Here is a 22,435-nt window from a genome sequence, read left to right as displayed (position 1 = left end):
AGGGGCGCTGTTTCTATTTCTTTTTGAACGCATCCAAAAGAGCGGCTCCCAAAGCCCCGGTGTCAGAGCCCCCGTTTCGGGATTTTCCCGTGCTCCCTTTGGGCGGATGTGCAGACATCTGCCCGGATCGTCCCTGCCCCGAAAGAGCCTGTCCCGAAAGAGCCTGCCCCGCAGATCGACCCTGGCCGCGCGGCGCGGCACCGGTGCTGCGCCCGCCCCTGTCGGAACGTGCGTCACGTTCCTGTTTGGCCGAGGCTCCGCCATCCTTGCGCATTGTCAGCCCGATACGTTTGCGCGCAACGTCGACCTCCGTCACCGTGACCTTGACCACCTGCCCGGTTTTTACCACCTCATGCGGGTCTTTGACAAAGCGATCCGCAAGCTGGCTCACATGGACCAGCCCATCCTGATGGACCCCAATATCCACAAAGGCGCCAAAGGCTGCCACATTGGTCACGGTACCTTCCAGCACCATACCCGGTTTCAGATCCGTGATCTGCTCCACCCCATCGGTAAAGGTTGCGGTCTTGAAGGAAGGGCGCGGGTCACGTCCGGGTTTATCGAGTTCCGACAGGATGTCACGCACGGTCGGCAAGCCGAAAGTCTCATCCACAAAATCCTCAGCCCGGATCCCGGCCAGCGCGGCGCTGTCTCCCATAATCTCGCGGATATCACGCCCACAGGCCGATACGATCTTGCGCGCCACCGCATAGGCTTCGGGGTGCACGGCCGAAGCATCCAAGGGTTCCTTGCCATCTCGGATCCGCAGGAAACCGGCACATTGCTCAAAGGCCTTGGGGCCAAGGCGCGCCACTTTCAGCAGCTCGCGCCTGGATTGGAACGCACCGTTCTGGTCCCGATGGGCCACAACAGCCTCAGCCAGGCCAGGCCCCAGGCCCGACACCCGCGCCAGCAAGGGCGCTGAGGCCATGTTGAGATCGACGCCAACCGCATTCACCACATCCTCGATCACCGCATCCAGCGATTTTGACAGTTTGTGCTGGTCCACATCATGCTGGTATTGGCCGACCCCAATGCTCTTGGGTTCGATCTTCACCAGCTCCGCCAGCGGGTCCTGCAAACGTCGGGCGATCGACACGGCACCGCGCAAAGACACGTCCAGATCCGGAAACTCCCGCGCCGCCAACTCAGACGCGGAATAGACCGAGGCCCCAGCTTCAGAGACAACAACTTTGGTCGGCGCCTTCACTTTGGCAGGCAGGTTCTTCAAAACCTCAGCCACCATCCGCTCCGTTTCGCGGCTGGCGGTGCCATTGCCGATGGCAACCAGTTCAACGCCATGGGTCGCGATCAGTTTCAGAATCTCCACCTGCGCGCCCCGCAAGTCATTCTTGGGCTGAAACGGGTAAAGGGTCGCTGTGGCCACCAATTTCCCGGTTGCATCAACCACTGCCGCTTTGACGCCGGTGCGAATGCCCGGGTCCAACCCAAGCGTCGGTCGCGCACCGGCTGGCGCGGCAAACAGCAGGTCCTTGAGGTTGCGTGCAAAGACATCAATGGCCTCATCCTGCGCCCGCCCGCGCAGATCGCCTATCAGTTCCAGCATCAGGGACAGCGACAGCTTGACCCGCCAGGCCCAGCCCGCCACTTTGCGCAGCCAGATGTCACCTTTACCCTGCCCCTTTGCCCCCAGTTCCGCAGCTACCATCGCCTCTGCGCGCGACACACCATCTTCTCCGCCCGGTGCCACATCCACGGTCAACACACCTTCGTTCGATCCCCGCAGCATCGCCAGAGCCCGGTGCGAGGGTACTTTTGACCAGGCTTCGATATGATCGAAATAGTCGGAAAATTTTGCCCCTGCCTGCTCCTGCCCCTCTACAACACGTGCTGTCAGGACCGCCTCGCGCTGCATAAAGTCACGCAGGCGGCCAATCAGGGCTGCATTTTCCGTCAAACGCTCGGTCAGAATATCGCGCGCTCCGTTCAAGGCGTCCTTGACCGTTTCCACCGCCTCGCCAAGATACCCCTGCGCCAAACTCTCAGGATCGGCTCCCCGATCCGCCAGAATTGCCTCCGCCAAAGGCTCCAACCCGTTTTCACGCGCAATCATCGCCTTGGTCCGGCGCTTGGGTTTGTAGGGCAGGTACATGTCTTCCAACTGCGCCTTGGTCTCGGCACCCGCAATCGCTTTCGCAAGATCCGGCGTCAACTTGTCCTGGGATTTGATCGTATCCAGAATACTGGCCCGTCGCGCTTCCAACTCCCGCAAATAGGCCAGCCGCTCATCCAGCTTGCGCAACTGGCTGTCGTCCAGCCCACCGGTCACCTCTTTACGGTAACGCGCCACAAAGGGCACCGTTGCCCCGCCATCCAACAGGTCAACAGCTGCCGTCACCTGTTTGGCGGCAGCCCCGATTTCGGCTGCAATCGTCTGAGCAATACGTGTCTGGATGTCCACGGGTGGCCTCTCCTCTTTTGGGGCTGCGGACGGTCAGTAGTAGCCGCAGCAGTGATCCGGGCCAAGGGAGAATATTCCACAGATCTTGACCAACCCCGACATCAGCGAACGCCCGCCACGCAACACCCGCGCCAACGCCCGTCCGCCGTTGCGGGCGCGTGTTTCGAAGCAGCGCGCGCCAACAGCTGTTAATTCAATCTAAAGCAAGCGCGGTTAACGAGGGGGAGGCCCGCTCAGGGCGCCCAACTCGCGCCCGCTTTCCAATTTTTTGCGCGCACATAGAAATCGTAGCCAAGGTATGAGTTCATGAAAACCAAACTGCTTCAAATCATGGCCGCCGCCGCCATCACCCTGTCTGGTGCCGTCGCCCAAGCTGAAACATATATCGCATATACCGCCAGCTTGCCGCCTTACACAATTGCCGCGGACGCGGATATGCCCGGCATTTCGCATGAGCTGCTGACGGAAATGGCAAACCGCGCCGGTGTTGAAATCGACATTCAGTACCTGCCCTGGAAGCGAGCTCAAGCCACGGTTCAAAAAACTCCCAATAGCCTCCTGTTCACCGCCAGCCGATCGGCCGCGCGCGAAGATATCTATGGCTGGGTGGTCGAGATGGTCAGCCCGCGCGAAGCATTTGTGACGACTGGTGCCCCGGTGAACTCCCTTGAAGAAGGAGCAGCACTGTCACGTATCGCAATCCTCGCCGGGACACCGCGCGAACGGCGCCTGAACGAAGCAGGTTTCACCAATTTACAAGCCGCCAAAGACACACAAACGGCTGCGCGTCTTCTCGAAGGTGGGCGGGTAGAAGCATGGTACACGTTGGACCAGCGCGCTGCGTTCGTTTTCAAGTCCGAAGGCTTTGATCCCAGCCAGCTGACATTTGGAGAACCGACCAGAGTGAACAGCAACTGGCTCGCCTCCAACAAGGAATTCCCAGCAGACGTTTCGGCGACCCTCGCTGCCGCCTTGGACGAGATGCGTGCCGACGGCACCTATGACGCGATCCTCGCAAAATACCTGAACTGATCGCCCTCACCGGGCCGGACAGTTGAAAGCGGCGGGCCTCTGTGCTCGCCGCTTTTAGGTTTTCGAGATATGCACAGCCGGCAAAAGCGGGATGATGAACCGCACAGGCCTGCGCGCATTCCAAGTGCGGGATTTGAGTAAACAAGTCTCTGCCCCGGTCCCAAAGCATTGCGCAATTTGGTCAAGTCCAGCCCCAAGATCTGAATGCCCCCTTGCTCCTTGCTTCACTCGGGCCTAGAACCGCAGAGATACCGATGGACCACAGCAAAAAGGGCCAAAGATGCTCGACCTGACATATGAACTCCCCAAGCCCAAGGTAATCGCGGGTGCCAAGCATGACTGGGAATTGGTCATCGGCATGGAGGTGCACGCGCAGGTGAGTTCGAACGCCAAACTCTTCTCTGGCGCATCCACCAAATTCGGAGCTGAACCGAACTCCAACGTGGCATTTGTTGATGCGGCCATGCCCGGCATGTTACCTGTGATCAATGAATTCTGTGTGGAACAGACCGTGCGCACAGGTCTGGGCCTCAAAGCGGAAATCAACCTCTGGTCCGCTTTTGATCGCAAGAACTACTTCTACCCGGATCTGCCGCAGGGCTATCAGATCTCCCAGCTTTATCATCCGATTGTGGGCGAAGGCGAAGTGCTGGTTGAACTGGGAGATGGGACCGCGCGCAATGTACGCGTGGAGCGCATCCATATGGAACAGGACGCGGGCAAGTCGGTCCATGACATGGATCCGAACATGTCCTTTGTTGACCTGAACCGGACCGGCGTCTGCCTGATGGAGATCGTCTCCCGCCCTGACATCCGCGGCCCCGAAGAGGCCGCCGCCTATATCGCCAAGCTGCGCCAGATCATGCAGTATCTGGGCACCTGCGACGGCAATATGCAAAATGGCAACCTGCGCGCAGACGTCAACGTCTCGATCTGTCTGCCAGGCCAGTATGAGAAATTCCAGGAAACCGGCGACTTCTCCCACCTCGGCACCCGCTGTGAGATCAAGAACATGAATTCCATGCGCTTTATCCAGCAGGCGATCGAGGTTGAAGCCCGCCGCCAGATCCAGATCGTGGAAGCGGGCGGCGAGATCGAGCAGGAAACACGCCTTTATGACCCGGACAAGGGCGAAACCCGCTCCATGCGGTCCAAGGAAGAGGCGCATGACTACCGCTATTTCCCCGATCCCGACCTTCTGCCGCTGGAGATCGAACAGGCCTGGGTTGACGATATCGCCGCCAAACTGCCGGAACTGCCGGATGAGAAGAAGGCGCGCTTTATCGCGGATTTTGGTCTGACGGATTATGACGCCTCGGTTCTGACCGCCGAAGTGGAAGCGGCACAGTATTTTGAAGCTGTGGCCAAGGGACGTTCCGGCAAGCTGGCTGCCAACTGGGTGATCAATGAACTCTTTGGTCGCCTGAAAAAGGACGAAGACAAGTCCATTACCGAAAGCCCCGTCTCACCCGAACAGCTTGGCAGCATCATCGACCTGATCGCGTCCGACGCGATTTCCGGCAAGATCGCCAAAGACCTGTTTGAAATCGTCTATACCGAAGGCGGCGACCCGGCGCAGATTGTCGAAGAACGCGGCATGAAGCAGGTGACCGACACCGGCGCGATTGAAGCAGCCCTGGACGAAATCATCGCCGCCAACCCGGCACAGGTGGAAAAAGCCAAGGAGAACCCAAAGCTGGCAGGCTGGTTTGTCGGCCAGGTGATGAAAGCCACCGGCGGCAAGGCCAATCCCAAGGCGGTGAACGAGCTGGTCGCCAAGAAGCTGGGCAGCTAAACCAAGAGTTCTTACAATCAAAGGGTGCCCAGAGAGGCACCCTTTTTGTTTTTCACTTGAGCTTGCGCGCAGCCGCGGGCCTTTTTCAGATGCGTGTTAAAAGGACGTCCATTTGTCGTCATTTGCTGCGACAGCGACAGTCTCGTCTTGGTGCTCCACGAGTGTATCCAGCTCGGCTTCCATGCTCGCTTTAGGCGCAGCTTGTGCCTTTGTATTGCCGTCAGATGCTGAAGGTTCGGCGGTTTTAAACTTGGCAACAAAGCTGTTCAGCTTGTTCACATCAGTGCGCAGCAGATGTGAGGCCGCGGTGCTCTCTTCGACCATGGCGGCGTTTTGCTGGGTGACCTGGTCCAGTTGAGACATGCCAATGTTAATTTCCGAAAGTGCAGTGGATTGTTCGCGCGCGGATTCTGCAATTTGACCCACAAGACCTGAGATGTTTTTGACCTGGTCCACGATCACAGTAAGCGCCTCACCGGTAAGCCCTACCATTTGGACCCCTTTGCCAACCTGCTGACCACTTGTTTCGATCAGGGCCTTGATCTCCCGCGCCGCGTCCGCGGACCGCTGGGCCAGGCCGCGCACCTCTGAGGCGACAACCGCAAATCCGCGCCCTGCTTCACCTGCGCGCGCGGCTTCCACCCCGGCATTGAGCGCAAGGAGATTTGTCTGAAAGGCGATATCATCGATAACACCAATGATCTGTTTGATCTGGCTGGAGGAACTCTCGATCTCGGTCATCGCTTGAATGGTGTCGCGCACTACCTCACCGCTTTCTTCGGCCTTGCGGCGCGCGTCCTCTACGGTGCTTTCCACGTTCTCCACATGTTCAGTGGCAGAGCGAACGCTTGTTGTGACTTCCTCCAGCGCGGCAACGGTCTGCTCCAAAGTTGCCGCTTGCGATTCCGTGCGCTGCGACAGGTCATCCGCCGAGCTGGCCAGCTCTTGTGCGCCCCTGTCGATATTGCCGGCCGTATCACGTACCGTCACAATCACATCGTTGAGCCCAGACAGGGCGTCATTGATGCTGTATCGCAGCTTTTTGTGTTCTTCCGGGAAGTACTCCAGAACCTTGTTGCGGAAGTCGCCTTCAGACAGCTTTATCAGCGCAGCGCTCAACAGACGCACAACCTTAGCATTGCCCTTTTGAATCTCCACTTCGCGCGCTTGTGCATCCGCGCCTTTTTTCAGATTGATCTGCAGGTCGGCAATGGTCTTAGAGATAAAGCCGATTTCATCTGTCCGATTCTGGCCCACAATCTCCTGATCAAAAACGTCCTGTCCGATGAGCTCTAATTCACGCGTCAGCTGGATGATGCGTTTCATGACTTGGCGAACAAGGAACCAGACCAGCAAGCACAGCAATGCGCCGGATACTGCAACCTCGATTGTGCCAAACAGAATCGCGCGGTTGATAAACTGGTTCGCCTCAGCCCGATCAATTTCAAACACCAGCCCCCAGCTTTGACCGTTTGGGGGGGTAACGTGATAGCTTTCGGCCACAACCTCCGTGCCGCGCAGGCCTGTAGCTTTTGGCGTGTATACGTCCTGACCAGAGAGTGCTAAATCAATCTGCTCAAGCTCTGGCAATACCTGCAGAGCCGCATGTCCGCCATCGTGGCGTGACGGCGAAAGCGCACGGCGGTTACCATCAATCAGGTAGACCTCCCCTGTCTCTCCCAAAAGCTCGGAGTCCGACAGGATATGGTTCATCCGATCCAACGGCAGCTGTACCGCAACAACACCAGAGGGACGGCCGTCGATAAAAACAGGTGTCGACATAAACAAGGCTGGCGCACCAGCGCTTGGTGCATAGCTGTCAATTTCGGTCATGTACAATTGACCCGGTTGAAGTGTGCTTCCAGCCCTAAACACTTCACCAAGACCGCTGTCTGCGTATTTCCCCTGAACGAAATTCAGAGCAAAGTCATCTTCCTTAAATACCGAGTAGACAAGATTTCCGGCCGTATCGAAAAGGAAGAGATCGTAATATCCGCGTGCCCTTTGAAAAGACCGAAGCCCCACATGATGACGTTCATGAACAGTGGACCACTGCGAACCGTCGCCGGCATTGTCCAATTCGTCTTTCGCCCCAATAGGATGGGCGTTGTCGGTGATGTAAAGGCGACGCAGCTCGTCGTCGACGCCACTGCCAAATGACTGCCATGCCTCTGTAAACTCGACCAAGGCCGTTTGGATCGCAAAACTATCTGAAAGCGCAAGAACGTCGTTCTGGGTTTCGGTCAGAAAGTCTTCAACCGCGGCGCCCTTCTCATGCACGTAGCTCGCATAAGCTGCGCGATGATCCGCCTCTATCGCGTCAGAGGATTGCTTCAGCTGCAATACCCCAAGGGCAGACACAATCATCAGCACTGGGAGCGCAATTGTAATTGGCAATTTCCAGGCAAGCTTCCAATCTGGTATCTTAAACACTCAACAGCCCTCCGGGCAAACACAACCGACTCCTCCCTAGGTTGTTTTCCTTAAAATCTTGAGTGTCCGACTTGCTCAACCGTAAATATTACAAAAAAATTTACCCCCGCCCCTTCTAACCTGCTTAATACTTTCCTTCTGATCCCGGCGGACTAGGTTTCAGACCGTGTACTCGGGAGTTGACGACCCAACTGCAATCGCTAAACCTCAGAGACAAGATCCAGGAGATAACGCGATGCCCGCATTTGAATACAAGGTCGTCCCCGCGCCTGCCAAAGGCACCAAAGCCAAGGGCGTAAAGACCCCCGAGGCGCGGTTTGCCAATTCGGTGGAGATTACACTGAATGAAATGGCCACCGAGGGTTGGGAATATCTGCGGGCTGAATTGCTGCCGTCCGAGGAGCGTTCGGGGCTGACAAGTTCAACAACAAACTGGCGCAATGTTTTGATTTTCCGCCGCGCAATTGTGCAGCAGGAGTTTGAGGAGTCCTCCTCGAAAGGTATGGCACCCCCGTCCCAAATCGAACGAGAGCCATTGATTGATGCGGCACACCATCAGCGGACCGATCCCCCGTTGACCGCACAAGGGGATCAAATCGCCTTTGCCGGAGATCCCGAAGCCCCGCCGTCGGCAAAATCAGTACCCGGCCCGGGCGCTGTGCGCATGCTCAAAGACGATGGGGTTGAGGAAGTGAGCCCGGTTTCCGGCCTCACCTCTGCATTGAAACGGCGCGCCAGCCAACGCACCGAAGGCGAAAGCTGACCCGCCTGATCAACGGTTTAAGCACCGACGTCCAAGGCCAGCGCGTGGATTTTAGGCATCACATCTTTGAGAGCCGCGTGAATGGCGCGGTGCTGTGCGACGCGGGTTTTCCCGGCAAAATCCGCCGCACGAATCCGCACGTTGAAATGGCTCTCTCCGCGCCCGTCGTGCCCTGCATGGCCGCGATGGCTGTCGCTGTCGTCCACAACGTCCAACTCGCTTGGTTCAAAGGCTGCGCGCAGCGTTTTTTCGATTGTGTCCCGCATGCTCATTTTCCGCTCATCTCCATAAAAATTCTTCTACCCCCCTTCTATCTTTTGACCCTTGGATTAAACTGCTGTTCCCGAGTCGAATAGTGCGTCCAGAAGGTGACCCCCCATGAGCAAGTCAGATCCTTTCGGTTTTGATATGTCCGTTAGCTCTGCCAAAAAGAAGAACCCGCGGGGCCGTCGCAGTGCGTCTGGTGCCTCGGAAACGTCGGTGCGTCAATGCGATCATGAAGGCTGTGAAAAGCCTGGCAAGTTTCGCGCACCCAAGGCACCCGATGTATTGGATGATTTCTTCTGGTTCTGCCAGGAGCACATTCGCGAATACAATCAAAAGTGGAACTTCTTTGAAGGCACCACAGAAGCCGAGTTGAATGCGCAGCGTTCCAAGGACAAGGTCTGGGAGCGAGAGACAAAGCCCCTTGGCGATCCGGAAGCCCGGGCCTGGGCGCGGCTTGGCATTGAAGATCCGCATCAGGTTCTTGGCGGCAATGCCACCCAGAACCCGGGTCGCAGCGGTGGAGCGGTGGGCCGACGCTTGCCGCCGACCGAGCGGCGCGCGCTGGAGGTGCTGGAGGCGAAGGACGATTGGACCAAGGCCGAGATCCGCAAAGCCTACAAAAAGCTGATCAAGGTCCTGCACCCGGATATGAACGGCGGTGACCGCAGTCAGGAAGAACAGCTGCAAGAGGTCATGTGGGCCTGGGATCAGGTGAAGGACAGCCGCTCGTTCAAGTAACCGGGCGCGCAGCTGCTTGCCCCCTCGATCTTTGGGCAGGCCGTTTCTGTCTGTCACACACTTAAAAACGCGATTGCGCAGTTTACTGCGCAATTCACACCACAGGGCACACAAGAGTGCCGGTGATGCATTGGTGTCTCAAAACTTCAGAATATTTGTTACAATCGGTTGGTAACAGCAGAGGGTCGGCGCAGATTAGCGCATCTGCTGCTTGGCGTACTGATAACCGTTGGACAGATCCACTGAACTGCAGACAGGACCGATGACCGATATTTTCCACAGCCTCCACCAAATCTCACTTTGGACCGCCATTCTTTCTGCCATCGCTCTTGGTGCGCATCTGACGCTCAGCCTGAGGTTTCCGAACCTTGGCCTGTGGCCTGCCGCCGAAGGATGGCGTCACCATCTGGCCTTTGGGATCTTTCGCGTGTTTTGCGGAACCACGGTTGTCTTTGCCGTGTGCGAAATTTTTGTAAACGGGTTTGGCCATTGGGCACGCTATGTGGTCGGGCTGCCCATTATGGTGATCGCTTTTGGCATCACCCTGCGTGGCTATAAATTTCTTGGACTGGACAACACCTACTGTGAAAGCGATGGCCTGGTGACGGGTGGTATGTATGCCTATTCCCGCAATCCGCAGTATGTCACGTCGGTTCTGGCGACGGTCGGGCTTGGCATCACCTCGGGCTCGCTGATCACGCTGGGGTTTGCGGCGGCCTTGTTTGCGCTCTATTTCCTGTTTGTACTGAATGAGGAACGCTGGCTTCTCAAAGGGTATGGCCGGGCCTTTGCGGAATATATGCAGACCACCCCGCGTTTTGTTGATGAGCGCAGCCTGTTGCGCGTGCATCAGAACATCAAAGCTGCACTTTAATCCGAATAGCAGCACCCTGATCTGAAGCTCACCCTTACAAGCGTCATGCCGTCGCCGCCCGTAGCCCCCGCTGCGGGCGGTTTGCTGTCTCAATTGCACTGAATGCGACACTGGACATATGAAATCCCGGATGAATTGTATTAGGACGTTTGATCCCCTTGCCCTCCTCGCCCAGATCGGGCACCAATCGGCGGGAACAGATGCCTCCCCTGTTGGGGTGGAACGAGAACAAGGACGACGGGAATGAACGACGGCTTTCTGGACAGCACTGCAAAACCGACTGAAACAATTTCGGTCCGCGACACCTTTGGCATTGATACGGATATGACCGTCAAGGGCTTTGCCGAAAGCTCAAGCCGCGTGCCCGAACTGGACCCGACGTATAAATTTGACCCGGACACGACGCTGGCCATTCTGGCAGGCTTCAGCCACAATCGGCGTGTGATGATCCAAGGCTATCACGGAACCGGTAAATCCACCCATATCGAACAGGTCGCTGCACGTCTGAACTGGCCGTCTGTCCGCGTGAACCTCGACAGCCATATCTCTCGGATCGACCTGATTGGTAAGGACGCGATCAAGCTGCGTGACGGCAAGCAGGTCACTGAGTTCCACGAAGGCATCTTGCCCTGGGCGCTGCGCAACCCTGTTGCAATTGTGTTTGATGAATATGACGCGGGCCGCGCGGACGTGATGTTTGTGATCCAGCGGGTTCTGGAGCATGACGGCAAGCTGACGCTTCTGGACCAGAACGAGATCATCACCCCGAACCCGAATTTCCGCCTGTTTGCTACCGCAAACACCGTCGGTCTGGGCGACACCACGGGTCTTTATCACGGGACACAGCAGATCAACCAAGCCCAGATGGACCGCTGGTCGCTGGTTGCTACGCTCAACTATCTGAGCCACGACGCCGAAGCCGCGATCATCCTGTCCAAGGCCCCCCATTACAACACCGCCGAAGGCCGTAAGAAGATCAGCCAGATGGTGACCGTTGCGGATCTGACCCGGACCGCATTTATGAACGGCGACCTGTCGACCGTGATGTCTCCACGGACCGTAATCAACTGGGCCCAGAACTCAGAGATCTTCCGCGACGTGGGCTACGCCTTCCGCCTGTCGTTCCTCAACAAATGTGACGAGCTGGAGCGTCAGACCGTGGCCGAGTTCTACCAGCGCTGCTTTGACGAAGAACTCCCCGAAAGCGCGGCAAGCGTGAGCTTGGGGTGAACTGGTTAGGAGGGATATCAAGCCTTCTCCTGATTTTTTCAGGTACAGCAGCAGTTTTTGCGGCTGTACCGAGGACTCTAGACGAGCCATCAGGCCCCAATTTCAACTTGCCCCCAATCACTGAACTTCCAGCAGAGGAAGTAACTAAGCGCTGCGTTTCCCTGTCAAATGCGGTTTTTATCTACCGCCAAATCATGCGCAGTAATCCGGTATACGGAAAAAACGAAACTGCAGGCGAAGAGCTTAACTGGGTGGACGCCTTGGACACCATGATCAGAAAAACCGATGCAGCTAGCATTGAAGGTGCATACGATTATGTAGGCGACTACATGGAATTGTTTGGTCCTGTCATAGTACCATCAAAAATCATGCGGCTGGAAATTATCAGAGCTGAAAAGGCGACCTGCCTAAACGAATTTGGAAATGGCCATGAGTAAACCAAACGACAACCCGGCGGATCCGTTTAAAAAGGCCTTGGCGGAGGCCACTAAAGTCATGGCCGATGATACAGAACTGACGGTCAACTATACCGTCGATCCTTCTGGCATGTCCGGGGATACCATGCGTCTGCCGCAGGTCTCGCGCAGGATGACGCGGGATGAGGTTCTGCTGGCGCGCGGCACAGCCGATGCCCTGGCGATGAAACGTCGTTTTCACAATGCGGATCTCCACGCCAGATACGCCCCGCCCGGCGACATGGCACGTGAACTCTATGAAGCTATGGAAACCGCGCGTTGCGAGGCCATGGGCGCGCGCTACATGCCAGGCACCGCCTCCAATATCGACGTGAAGATCACTCATGAAGCCTTGCGAAAAGGCTATGACCAGGTCAAGACCTCGGCCGAAGCCCCGCTGGCGATCTCAGCCGGCTATCTGATCCGCCATCTGGCCACCGGGCGTCCGTTGCCTGCCGCGGCAGAGAACGTCATGGAGCTGTGGCGCGGCTTTATTGAATCGCAAGCCGGCGAAACGCTTGAAAACCTTGACGATACACTGGCTGATCAAACGGCTTTTGCAAAGTTTGCGCGGCAGATGATCAATGACCTCGGCTATGGTGATCAGTTGGGCGATGATCCCGACGACATGGGCGATGAAGACGAGACCGAAGCCGAAGAAGAAAATAGCGAAGAGGACGAAAATCCGGATTCCGCAGGGCAGGATGAAGACGAGCAAGACGACGTCGACGCCTCTCCCGAGCAGAGCCAGGAACAACAGCAGGACGAAAGCCAGGCCCAGGTTAATATGGATGACATGGCCGAGGAAGAGCTGACGGATGAGACAGAGATCCCGGAAGGCGAAGCGCCCCTGGATCCCCCACCGCCTCCGCCTGTGTCCGAAGCCGATCCCGACTACAAGGTCTTCCTGGACAGTCACGACGAGGAAATCTCCGCCGAGGATCTGGCAGAGCCGCAAGAGCTGGAACGCCTGCGGGCCTATCTGGACCAGCAGCTGGAACCTTTGAAGGGCGCCGTCAGCCGTCTGGCCAACAAACTGCAACGCCGTCTTCAGGCGCAGCAGAACCGGTCCTGGGAGTTTGACCTTGAGGAAGGCATTCTGGATGCCGGCCGTTTGGCGCGGGTTGTTGCCAACCCGACAACGCCGCTGTCATTCAAGATGGAGCGCGACACCGAATTCCGCGACACGGTGGTGACACTCCTGCTGGACAACTCTGGTTCGATGCGGGGGCGTCCGATCTCGATCGCGGCGATCTGTGCCGATGTTCTTGCGCGCACACTTGAGCGCTGCAATGTGAAGGTGGAAATTCTAGGCTTTACCACTCGCGCCTGGAAAGGCGGGCAAGCGCGTGAAGCCTGGCTGAACGATGGCCGCCCTCAGCAGCCCGGACGGCTGAACGATCTGCGCCACATCATCTATAAATCCGCTGATGCGCCGATGCGTCGGACACGGAATAATCTGGGCCTGATGATGAAAGAAGGGCTACTGAAGGAAAACATTGACGGAGAGGCCTTGGAATGGGCGCATCGCCGGATGGTGGGACGGCCCGAGGCGCGCAAGATCCTGATGGTGATCTCTGATGGGGCACCCGTAGATGATTCCACACTGTCGGTGAACCCGGCGAACTACCTGGAAAAACACCTGAGAGACGTGATTGCGATGGTCGAAAAACGCCGCCAGGTGGAGCTGCTGGCAATTGGTATCGGCCATGACGTAACGCGGTATTACGACCGCGCGGTGACGATCACCGACGTGGAGCAGCTTGCCGGCGCTATGACCGAGCAACTGGCAGCTCTGTTTGACAGCGATCCGCGGGCGCGGGCACGAGTAATGGGCATCCGCAAAGTCGGCTGATCACCTGCGGTGGGCGGGGAGGGCTCCCGCCCCTTGTCATTGCATCACGGATGCAGTTCCAAGGGTTGGGCGTAGCCGCGCTGTCGCGCGGCGGTGTCTTTACTACACCAACGGCTGCGACACAGACCGCGCCGCGCGCAAAGCGCGGCGCTTGGCCCAACTGTTTTGAACATTCTGTGAATGTCACAAAACGGGCGGGAGTGCCCTGTTCTGCGTTTGGGCAATAGCTTCATCACGACCGCTTGCGCGCTGCGGCGGCATAAGACACATTCTCTGGAAAGCAGCCCTTTGCTCTTTGCTGGCCAGTTTACAGACGGAAAACCCGGGAGACATTCTATGTACCAATCCTTTGACGTCACCGCCCGCCCGGAACAGGGACCTGCGCGGCTGGCCAAGCTGCGCTTGGAACTGGAACGGGCACAGCTAGACGGGTTCCTGGTCCCCCGTGCAGACGCCCATCAGGGTGAGTATGTCGCCGAGCGGGACGAACGGCTCGCCTGGTTGACGGGGTTCACAGGTTCAGCCGGATTTTGCGCCGCCCTTCGACACAGTGCGGGTGTCTTTATTGACGGGCGCTACCGCACACAGGTCAAACAGCAAGTTGCACAGGAATTCACCCCTGTCCCGTGGCCGGAGGTCTCCCTGTCTGACTGGTTAAAAGAGCAACTGCCCAACGGCGGTACGGTTGGCTTTGATCCCTGGCTGCATTCCGCGGGTCAGGTTGCTCAGCTCTCGAAGTCCCTAAACAACAGCAAAATTACTCTGGTTCAATGCGAAAACCTTGTGGACCGGATCTGGGACGATCAGCCCGTTTCTCCCCGGCACCCAATTGCTCCCCATCCGATTGAACGCGCGGGGGAAAGCGTTGCATCCAAAACCGATCGACTGGCCAAAGACCTCAAGTCCAAAGGGCTGGCAGCAGCCGTTATCACCCTTCCTGACAGCATCATGTGGCTTTTGAATATTCGCGGGTCAGACGTGGCCCATAATCCGGTCGCCTTGTGTTTTGCGGTGCTTCATGACAGCGGCCATGTCGACCTTTTTGTGGACGCAGAAAAACTCACGGATCCTCAGCTGACATTGGACGCGCGGGTTTCAGTTCAGGATCCTAAAGATTTTCTGACCTTTCTCGCCGCGATCAACGGCCAGGTTCTGGCCGATCAATCAACTGTTCCACAAATCATCGCCGACACGGTTGGGGATCGTCTCACAGGGGGCGACGATCCATGTCTCCTGCCCAAAGCCATAAAAAACACTGCCGAAGTAGAGGGCAGCGCCGCCGCACATATTCGCGATGGGGTTGCTGTGGTGGAACTGCTCGCCTGGCTCGATGCGCAGACGCCCGGCAGTTGCACGGAAATCGATGTTGTCAAACGATTGGAGGAGCTGCGCAGGCGAGACCCGTCGCTTCGGGAGATCAGCTTTGATACGATCTCGGGCACCGGCGCAAATGGAGCGGTCATCCACTACCGTGTGACCGATGAAAGCAATGCGACCTTGCAAGACGGGCATCTCCTGGTGCTGGACAGCGGCGGGCAGTATCTGGATGGGACAACCGATATCACCCGTACGATTGCAATCGGCACGCCCGGCGACGAGGAACGGGCCGCCTTTACCCGGGTTCTGCAGGGTATGATCGCCATGTCGCGGCTGCGCTGGCCGCGTGGGTTGGCCGGGCGCGATATCGAATGTGTGGGCCGGATACCTCTTTGGCTGGCAGAGCAGGACTTCAATCACGGGCTTGGCCATGGGGTTGGTGCCTACCTCAGCGTCCACGAAGGTCCGCAACGCCTCAGCCGTTTGAGCGATGTTCCCCTGCAGGAAGGCATGATCCTGTCGAATGAACCAGGTTATTACCGTGAAGGCGCATTTGGTATTCGCATTGAGAACCTAGTGGTGGTAGAAAAAGCCCCTGCCCTGCCAGAAGGCGACGCAGAGCGCGACTTTCTGTCATGGCGCACATTGACGCTGGTTCCGATAGACCGTCGGTTGATTGTCGCGGAATTACTGAGCGCAGATGAAAAAGATTGGTTGAACGGGTATCATTCCACGGTCGCCAAAACGCTTACGCCGCATCTTTCGCCCCACGCTGCAACGTGGCTGGCAGGGGCGACGCGGGAGGTTTGAAACCTTCCTGTTACAAACACCGGGCACAAGCCTGTAAAACTCTGAACGATTGAGGGATCAAAACATGAGCGATATCCGCATTCGCAAGATCGAAGGCACCTGGGTTGTGCGTTCTGGAGGCGCCGTATTGGGAGAGAGCACTCGGGTTCTGGAACTGACCGAAGGCGAAAAGGCGTCCGAGCTGTATTTCCCCCGTGAAGATATCGCGATGGCGATGTTGGACAAAAGCAGCAATGCAAAAGAAGACACAACCAAAGGCACCGCGACCTTCTATGACATCGTAAACTTGTCTTCGACCACCAGCAATGCTGCGTGGTCGTATGAAGACCCGGCAGAAGGATTGGAGCAGGTGAAGGATTATCTGTCCTTTGCCAAGCTCGAAAGTCTCAAGGTCGAGCAGGTTTAAGATCAGAAACCTTGGTCATTAAATAAAAGCGCGCTCTTCACAGGGGGGCGCTTTTTTAATGTGTCTATTGAACCAAAACGTGAACACGCCGAAATGACGTATAGAACGATCACGTAAATATCAGCTGAGAATCGAAAGAAACTGGCCTTAGACTTTACAACACAGGTCCCGTTTCACACTTGCGCTGCGCTGTTCACCAGAGGTCTGATGAAATTCCATCGCGCATTCAATTGCAAAGTCTATGAGTGAATCCAAAGCTATACGCGCGTATTCACTGTCAGAGTTTACGCTGATTTTCGTCGCCCGCTTTGGGTTTATGTCTTTTGGACACATTTCGCTTGTTTCCGCAAAATTGTGAATTGCTGCTCGTTCACGATTTATTTTTCTTGGTTAACGCGCGCAGATCAAATGAAAGAAATATTTAACCAAAGTGCGATGCAAAAAGATCACATGTTGTGATTGTGCGTGGGGTGAGAGTTTTTCCGCTCATCAAGGGGCTGCGAACAGGCGTAAATCAGCTGTGCTCTTCCGCGGCTGCGGCGACCAATGCGGAATTATATGCCTTGAGCGCATCGATATGAAACAGAGCCCCCAAGAGTTCAGGCTCATCCCCCTGGCCTGCATCTACAATCGGTAAGAATTCAAGATCGGGTTCGCGTTCAAAAAACGGCATCGCCCTGTCCAAAGTGGCTGCGGCAGATAAGAAAATTCCATCCGCCACCAATGTCCGGCACAACGCCTCGGACGGCCCCCGCGGATCATCCAACAAGCGCATGAGCCCACCGCAGTTCTGCAAGGCCAGCACATAGTCCTGCGGGCCGGCCGCACAGTGAATATCGCGGTTTTCCAGCTGTGTAAGGAAAAATGACCGATCCACCACCTGTGAAGCAAAGGCGGTCGAGACGGAAATCGCCACCATCACAGCCAAGCCAATCTGCCAGTCTCCGGTCAGCTCAAAGACGATCAGCGTGGTCGAAATAGGTGCCCCCAATACGGCAGCGGCGACAGCGCCCATCCCGGCAAAGGCATAAAGTGTGTGAACCCCCGACACCTCGGGCAGGACGCTTGTTGCGATCCAGCCAAAAGCCAAGCCGGTCAGCGCACCAACCATAAGCGACGGAGAGAACACACCGCCTCCCATCCGCCCCCCCATTGTAATGGCCACGGCTGCCGTTTTGATCGCGACAAACAGAACGCACTGCTGCACCGTCAGCTGCCCCATCAACGCAAGTGCAGTGGTTTCATAACCAACACCAATGATATGCGGATACCAGATTGCTATAAAACCAAGCATAGCCCCGGACACCGCAGGACGCAGCCAGCGCGGCAGGCCTGTCGCCTCTTGCACCGTCGTCATCACCCGTTCGGTAAAGAAGATGGACCGCATCAGCACCACAGCGACAATCCCACAAACGGCCCCCAACAGGAGAAAGGCCGGTAACTCCACATAGAACTGAAGCTCACCCGGGGTGACCAAATCAAATTCGGCCACATTCCCGAATTCCAAGCGATTGATAACGGTACCCGCAACCGAGGCAATGACAATCGGCGCAAAGGCGTGAACCGCAAAATGGCGCAGCACAACTTCCAATGCAAAAAGCGCACCGGCAATAGGGGCGTTGAAACTGGCCGAAACGGCACCAGCCACCGCACACCCCAAAAGATCGCGCCCCGTTATCCCATCGGCGCGTATCCAATTGCTGACCCATGTGGAAATGACGCCTGCCAGATGCACTACGGGCCCTTCCCGCCCCGAGGATCCACCTGTGCTCAGGGTAATGAGTGACGCAACCGCCGAGGCAATGCCGGCCTTACGCTCCACGCGACCATTGTTGAGCGCTGCGCCTTCGATCACATCCGCAACAGATCGAACGCGCGCATCAGGCGTGAAACGGTGCAGGACAACACCCACGATCAGCCCCCCGAGCGTCGGGATCAGCAGCAGCATGTACCACGGCAGGCCTTCGGCAAAAGAATGGATGAAATTCACATCTTCGGTGCCATAGGCCCAGGCCTGCAACGCATTGATCGCCTTGCGAAAGAACAGCGCAGCTGCGCCAGCAGCAACCCCGATGATCAGCGCGATAACCCAAAACTGAAACTGGCTGGGCCCGCGCTGACGCAAGACACGCCAAGAGGCGCGCATGGCCGCACGCAAGTCCCGAAAAAGGCTATTCAAGATAGTTTCAGTCAAACGGAGCACCGTTGATCGCATAAATTTCTTTGGCTGCCACTTTCAACCAGAGCACTTCTAAGACATCGTAAAAACCGGTAAGTCTTACAAGTCTTTCGAGTTGCGCTGGCAGAAACACGATCAGCTGTCCTGTAGCAGCAGCGCTTTGGCGGCTCCACGGGCTTCTTCGGTAATCGTATCACCGGCAACCATACGCGCGATCTCGTCCACACGCGCATCTTCGGGCAGCGACACAACTTGTGAAACCGTGATGCCGTCCAGAACTTGTTTCTGGACCCGCCAGTGATGCGCCCCCTGAGCGGCAACCTGCGGCGAATGGGTGACCACCAGAACCTGGCTCCCGTCAGCAAGGGCGCGCAAACGTCGCCCAACGGCATCCGCTGTTGCCCCACCCACACCACGATCAATCTCATCAAAGATCAGTGTCTTGCTCGAATCCTCACCGCGCAGACAAACCTTGAGCGCCAAGAGAAAGCGGCTGAGCTCGCCACCCGAAGCAATCTTGTTCAGGGGTCCCGACGGGGCACCTGGGTTTGTGGCAACTGTAAAGGCCACCGCGTCGCGCCCTTCGGCCCCGGGATCACAGGCTGTGATTTCGGTGCGAAACACAGCCCGTTCCATCTTGAGCGGTGCAAGCTCGGCCATAACAGCCTGATCAAGATCCGCCGCATGGTGGCGGCGGGCCGCGCTCAATCTATCGGCGGCCGCATCATAGGCGGATTGCGCAGCGCGCAAGGCAGCTTCTTGTTCAGAAAGATCCTGGTCCCCTGCATCCAGGGCTGTCAGTCGGTCCCGCAGGCAGTCTGCATAAGTTGCAAGCTCATCCGGCAGCACATCATGTTTACGCGCCAGAGCCCGGATCGCAAACAAACGTTCTTCGCAATTTTCCAGCTCGTTGGGGTCAAAATCCAGCCCGCTTAGGATTCGGCCGATCGCGTTTTCGGCGTCGCCCAATTCGGCCATAGCGCGATCCAGCGCAGCAAGTGGTTCGTCCAAACCTTCGGTCTCGTCACCGTTCACGCTTTCCAGCCACCGGTAGGCTTCGGATGTCGCTTGCTCAGCGCCTTCGGTCAACAGCGCATGGGCGCGGGCGATGTCACCACGGATCCGTTCCGCGTTCTGCATCTGGCGGCGACGAATGTCGAGTGTCTCTTCTTCGCCCGGTTCCGGGGACAGCTTGTCGAGTTCAGCAACAGAGTGGCGCAGGAATTCTTCTTCGGCGCGGGCGGCATCCAGAGCGGCGCGGGTGGCTTCAACCGCTTTTCGGGTCCGTGCGACCTCTGCCCAAGCGGCGCGCGTCTCTGCCAGCAAGGGGTCCACTTTGGCGAAATTGTCCAACATGGCCCGATGGCCACGAGGGTTGAGCAAGCCCCGGTCGTCATGTTGTCCATGCAGTTCCAGAAGGGTAGCGGACAAGGCACGCAAGACATCTCCGGAACAACGCCTGTCGTTGACCCATGCTGTTTTACGCCCGTCGGCTGTATTGATCCGGCGCAACAAAAGGCTGTCCCCCTGCGGCAGCCCCGCCTCTTCCAAAATCGCATGCGCCGGATGACCGTCAGGCAGATCAAATTCTGCTATGACCTCGCCTTGCTTTGCGCCCTGGCGCACCAACTCAGAACGCCCGCGCCAGCCCAGAACAAAGCCAAGCGAATCCAACAGAATCGATTTACCCGCGCCGGTTTCACCGGTCAGAACATTCAGACCGGGTTGGAACAGAAGCTCCAGATGATCAATGATCAGCAAGTCACGGATTTCAAGCGTGCGCAGCATGGTCCCGCCCCGTTCCTGTAAAAGCGGTTACAACCATTCCCCTTTGACCGACTGACGATAGATCTGGCTCAGCCAGTTGCCGCCACGATCTTTGAGTTTGAGGCCGTTAGAGGTGAGGAGCTTATAGCTGTCCTCATACCATTCAGTGGATTGATAGTTGTGCCCCAGAATGGCACCTGCGGTCTGCGCCTCATTGGTCAGCCCCAGCGACAGATAGGCCTCGACCAGACGATGTAGCGCCTCGGCCGTATGTGTTGTGGTCTGGAAGTCCTCGACCACCACCCGGAACCGATTGATCGCGGACGTAAAATGGCCCTGACGCAGATAATATCGACCGATTTCCATCTCTTTGCCCGCCAGATGGTCAAAGGCAAGATCGAATTTCAGAATGGCAGAGCTTGCATATTCGCTGTCAGGATAGACCTCGATCACGGTCCGCAACGCCTGCAAGGCCTGAAAGGTCAGCCCCTGATCGCGGCCGATCTCGTCGATCTGGTCATAATAGCTGAGCGCCAGAAGATACTGCGCATAGGCCGCGTCTTCATCGGTTGGATAAAAATCAATAAACCGCTGGGCCGCGCCCCGGCTGCTTTCATAGTCCTTACCGCTGTGAAAGGTGAACGCCTGCATGATCAGCGCCTGTTTGGCCCATTCAGAATAAGGGTAGAGGCGTTCGACCTCGGCAAAGAAATATGCCGCATCCTTGTTGCGCTTGCGTGCAAGCTCAAATTCGCCACGCTCAAAAATCTGCTGAGGCGTATAGATTTCGAGGTTTTCTGAACGCGCGGCCGCGTCACCGTCTGCACCGCCGCAGCCGGCGAGAACTGCCATCAGAAGAACTGAACCGGCAAATTTTGTGGCCGTTCTGATGCCGAACATATGTCTAACCTCGTCGTCATTCCAACCGGGGGCATCGCCCACCGTGCAGGGTCTAGCACAATCAATTGAGAGACAAAATGCCTTTCGCCCCGATCTCGTTCACTTGGCCCGGAATATGCCGCTTGGTCAAGGGTATGCTGCTCAAGACACCGCGACCTTTGGCCTGAAACAGCGCCAAAAAAGACCCGCAGCGCGGGCCTTCAATTCTTTGCATCACCTGCATTGGCTTTTTACAATCAGGCAACGCGGCGCTGTTGCGGAATCTCGTCCCAAACCAGCCCCTGCCCCGGCAGCCGTGCAATCATGATCGGATCGCAAAGAACCGGCTCCACAGCACCCGGAGTTGCGAACAACGCCCGCAAGAGTGTGTTGGTCAAGGAATGACCGGCGCGGTCGCCAATGTAGTGACCAAACAGCGGCCCTCCGGCAAGAGCAAGATCCCCCAGCGCGTCCAGCATTTTATGGCGCACAGGTTCATCGGCATGGCGCAAACCGCCACCGCTTTCGACGCTATTGCCATCAAAAACCACAGCGTTTTCACCCGGAACACCACCCAAAGCGAGACCTGCGGCCTGCATCGCCTCTACATCAGAGCGGCGGCAGAAGGTCCGGCACTCGCAGAGTTCACGCGCAAAAGCTCCGTTGCGCATGTCCAGGCTGCGGGCCTGCTGACCGATTGCTTCATCGGCAAAATCGATATTGAATTCGATCTTGAGACGATCTGCAGGTTTCAGCGTTGCCACTGCCCCTTCGTCATTGGAGACCGACACTTCTTTCTTCACGCGATAGGCCAGAACAGGCTGCGACTGACGTGCAACACCATGCTTCATGATACCACGTACGAAATGCGCGGATGACCCATCCATGATCGGTACTTCGGGACCATCCAGTTCGATCAACGCATTGTGCACACCACAACCAGCCAGCGCCGCCATGATATGCTCTACGGTAAAGACCGATACTTTTGCGTTGTTTACAAGACGGGTGCAAAGCGGCGAACGTTCTACAAGGTGCCAGATGGCAGGAATCAACGTGTCGCCCAAAGCAATATCAGTGCGTTTAAAAACTATGCCGTGGCCTGCTGGCGCGGGAAACAGCTTCATGCGGACTGGTTTGCCGGAATGCAAACCAAAGCCGTCGAACGTAACCGATGCTTTAAGCGTATTTTGCACACTGTGCCTCATTCGTTATC

The 22,435-nt window shown here is 57.0% G+C and carries 17 protein-coding genes; 10 read left to right on the top strand and 7 right to left on the bottom strand.

What is annotated here, in order from left to right; all coding sequences use genetic code 11:
- Positions 1–13 precede the first annotated feature (13 nt).
- Positions 14–2,422 carry a Tex family protein gene (locus ACXAEW_RS12330; RefSeq protein ID WP_474941593.1) on the bottom strand — a complete coding sequence of 803 codons (2,409 nt, stop codon included), beginning with the start codon at positions 2,420–2,422 and terminating at the stop codon, positions 14–16.
- Positions 2,423–2,728: 306 nt separating this feature from the next.
- Here ACXAEW_RS12330 and ACXAEW_RS12325 point away from each other — a divergent pair, with 306 nt between their 5' ends.
- Both ACXAEW_RS12325 and gatB read left to right on the top strand, forming a co-directional pair.
- Positions 2,729–3,454, top strand: a complete 726-nt coding sequence (locus ACXAEW_RS12325) for a substrate-binding periplasmic protein (RefSeq protein ID WP_474941592.1) — start codon at positions 2,729–2,731, stop codon at positions 3,452–3,454.
- A 280-nt stretch (positions 3,455–3,734) separates the two neighbouring features.
- Positions 3,735–5,249, top strand: coding sequence for an Asp-tRNA(Asn)/Glu-tRNA(Gln) amidotransferase subunit GatB (gene gatB / locus ACXAEW_RS12320; RefSeq protein ID WP_474941591.1), 1,515 nt, complete (start codon positions 3,735–3,737; stop codon positions 5,247–5,249).
- Positions 5,250–5,345: 96 nt separating this feature from the next.
- Here gatB and ACXAEW_RS12315 read toward each other — a convergent pair whose 3' ends face one another.
- Positions 5,346–7,682 carry a methyl-accepting chemotaxis protein gene (locus ACXAEW_RS12315; RefSeq protein ID WP_474941590.1) on the bottom strand — a complete coding sequence of 779 codons (2,337 nt, stop codon included), beginning with the start codon at positions 7,680–7,682 and terminating at the stop codon, positions 5,346–5,348.
- Positions 7,683–7,917: 235 nt separating this feature from the next.
- On the opposite strand from ACXAEW_RS12315, the gene ACXAEW_RS12310 reads away from it, so the two are divergent.
- Positions 7,918–8,445, top strand: coding sequence for a DUF4177 domain-containing protein (locus tag ACXAEW_RS12310; protein WP_474941589.1), 528 nt, complete (start codon positions 7,918–7,920; stop codon positions 8,443–8,445).
- Positions 8,446–8,462: 17 nt separating this feature from the next.
- On the opposite strand, the gene ACXAEW_RS12305 is transcribed toward ACXAEW_RS12310, so the two are convergent.
- Positions 8,463–8,717, bottom strand: a complete 255-nt coding sequence (locus ACXAEW_RS12305) for a BolA family protein (protein WP_474941588.1) — start codon at positions 8,715–8,717, stop codon at positions 8,463–8,465.
- 106 nt (positions 8,718–8,823) lie between these two features.
- Between ACXAEW_RS12305 and ACXAEW_RS12300 the strand changes: the two genes are divergently transcribed.
- The 7 genes from ACXAEW_RS12300 (at position 8,824) to ACXAEW_RS12270 (ending at position 16,397) form a co-directional block, all read left to right on the top strand.
- Positions 8,824–9,450 carry a DnaJ domain-containing protein gene (locus ACXAEW_RS12300; protein ID WP_474941587.1) on the top strand — a complete coding sequence of 209 codons (627 nt, stop codon included), beginning with the start codon at positions 8,824–8,826 and terminating at the stop codon, positions 9,448–9,450.
- Positions 9,451–9,712: 262 nt separating this feature from the next.
- Positions 9,713–10,324: a methyltransferase family protein gene (locus tag ACXAEW_RS12295; protein WP_474941586.1), complete on the top strand. Its 612-nt coding sequence runs from the start codon at positions 9,713–9,715 to the stop codon at positions 10,322–10,324.
- 243 nt (positions 10,325–10,567) lie between these two features.
- The gene (gene cobS / locus ACXAEW_RS12290; RefSeq protein ID WP_474941585.1) at positions 10,568–11,554 is read left to right on the top strand and encodes a cobaltochelatase subunit CobS; all 987 of its coding nucleotides are present in this window, start codon (positions 10,568–10,570) and stop codon (positions 11,552–11,554) included.
- Positions 11,551–11,991 carry a hypothetical protein gene (locus ACXAEW_RS12285; protein ID WP_474941584.1) on the top strand — a complete coding sequence of 147 codons (441 nt, stop codon included), beginning with the start codon at positions 11,551–11,553 and terminating at the stop codon, positions 11,989–11,991. The genes cobS and ACXAEW_RS12285 overlap by 4 nt, the downstream gene beginning before the upstream one ends.
- Positions 11,984–13,864, top strand: a complete 1,881-nt coding sequence (gene cobT / locus ACXAEW_RS12280) for a cobaltochelatase subunit CobT (protein WP_474941583.1) — start codon at positions 11,984–11,986, stop codon at positions 13,862–13,864. Before ACXAEW_RS12285 ends, cobT begins: the two co-directional genes overlap by 8 nt.
- A 336-nt stretch (positions 13,865–14,200) precedes the next feature.
- On the top strand, positions 14,201–15,991 hold the full coding sequence (locus tag ACXAEW_RS12275; RefSeq protein WP_474941582.1) for an aminopeptidase P family protein: 1,791 nt from the start codon (positions 14,201–14,203) through the stop codon (positions 15,989–15,991).
- Between the two features lie 64 nt (positions 15,992–16,055).
- Entirely contained in the window at positions 16,056–16,397 is a 342-nt protein-coding gene (locus ACXAEW_RS12270; RefSeq protein WP_474941581.1) for a DUF427 domain-containing protein, read from the top strand.
- A 514-nt stretch (positions 16,398–16,911) separates the two neighbouring features.
- Here the strand turns inward: ACXAEW_RS12270 and ACXAEW_RS12265 are convergent.
- The 4 genes from ACXAEW_RS12265 to lpxC all read right to left on the bottom strand — a co-directional run bounded on the left by ACXAEW_RS12265 (position 16,912) and on the right by lpxC (position 22,427).
- Complete coding sequence (locus tag ACXAEW_RS12265) at positions 16,912–18,600, bottom strand: chloride channel protein (protein ID WP_474941580.1); 1,689 nt, start codon at positions 18,598–18,600, stop codon at positions 16,912–16,914.
- A gap of 111 nt (positions 18,601–18,711) precedes the next feature.
- Complete coding sequence (recN, locus tag ACXAEW_RS12260) at positions 18,712–20,364, bottom strand: DNA repair protein RecN (protein WP_474941579.1); 1,653 nt, start codon at positions 20,362–20,364, stop codon at positions 18,712–18,714.
- A gap of 27 nt (positions 20,365–20,391) precedes the next feature.
- Positions 20,392–21,243 carry an outer membrane protein assembly factor BamD gene (locus ACXAEW_RS12255; protein WP_474941578.1) on the bottom strand — a complete coding sequence of 284 codons (852 nt, stop codon included), beginning with the start codon at positions 21,241–21,243 and terminating at the stop codon, positions 20,392–20,394.
- A 236-nt stretch (positions 21,244–21,479) separates the two neighbouring features.
- Positions 21,480–22,427 carry a UDP-3-O-acyl-N-acetylglucosamine deacetylase gene (lpxC, locus tag ACXAEW_RS12250; protein ID WP_474941577.1) on the bottom strand — a complete coding sequence of 316 codons (948 nt, stop codon included), beginning with the start codon at positions 22,425–22,427 and terminating at the stop codon, positions 21,480–21,482.
- Positions 22,428–22,435: the final 8 nt, after the last annotated feature.

This window comes from Epibacterium sp. ABZ3_068 (assembly GCF_056159265.1).
Note: the sequence above shows the minus strand (reverse complement) of the source record. Positions and strands in the feature narration are given on the sequence as shown.

Coding starts and splice junctions, on each gene's coding strand:
- ACXAEW_RS12325 (WP_474941592.1), top strand. CDS start 2,729: ATGAAAACCAAACTGCTTCAAATCATGGCCGCCGCCGCCATCACCCTG.
- gatB (WP_474941591.1), top strand. CDS start 3,735: ATGCTCGACCTGACATATGAACTCCCCAAGCCCAAGGTAATCGCGGGT.
- ACXAEW_RS12310 (WP_474941589.1), top strand. CDS start 7,918: ATGCCCGCATTTGAATACAAGGTCGTCCCCGCGCCTGCCAAAGGCACC.
- ACXAEW_RS12305 (WP_474941588.1), bottom strand. CDS start 8,717: ATGAGCATGCGGGACACAATCGAAAAAACGCTGCGCGCAGCCTTTGAA.
- ACXAEW_RS12300 (WP_474941587.1), top strand. CDS start 8,824: ATGAGCAAGTCAGATCCTTTCGGTTTTGATATGTCCGTTAGCTCTGCC.
- ACXAEW_RS12295 (WP_474941586.1), top strand. CDS start 9,713: ATGACCGATATTTTCCACAGCCTCCACCAAATCTCACTTTGGACCGCC.
- cobS (WP_474941585.1), top strand. CDS start 10,568: ATGAACGACGGCTTTCTGGACAGCACTGCAAAACCGACTGAAACAATT.
- cobT (WP_474941583.1), top strand. CDS start 11,984: ATGAGTAAACCAAACGACAACCCGGCGGATCCGTTTAAAAAGGCCTTG.
- ACXAEW_RS12275 (WP_474941582.1), top strand. CDS start 14,201: ATGTACCAATCCTTTGACGTCACCGCCCGCCCGGAACAGGGACCTGCG.
- ACXAEW_RS12270 (WP_474941581.1), top strand. CDS start 16,056: ATGAGCGATATCCGCATTCGCAAGATCGAAGGCACCTGGGTTGTGCGT.
- recN (WP_474941579.1), bottom strand. CDS start 20,364: ATGCTGCGCACGCTTGAAATCCGTGACTTGCTGATCATTGATCATCTG.
- ACXAEW_RS12255 (WP_474941578.1), bottom strand. CDS start 21,243: ATGTTCGGCATCAGAACGGCCACAAAATTTGCCGGTTCAGTTCTTCTG.
- lpxC (WP_474941577.1), bottom strand. CDS start 22,427: ATGAGGCACAGTGTGCAAAATACGCTTAAAGCATCGGTTACGTTCGAC.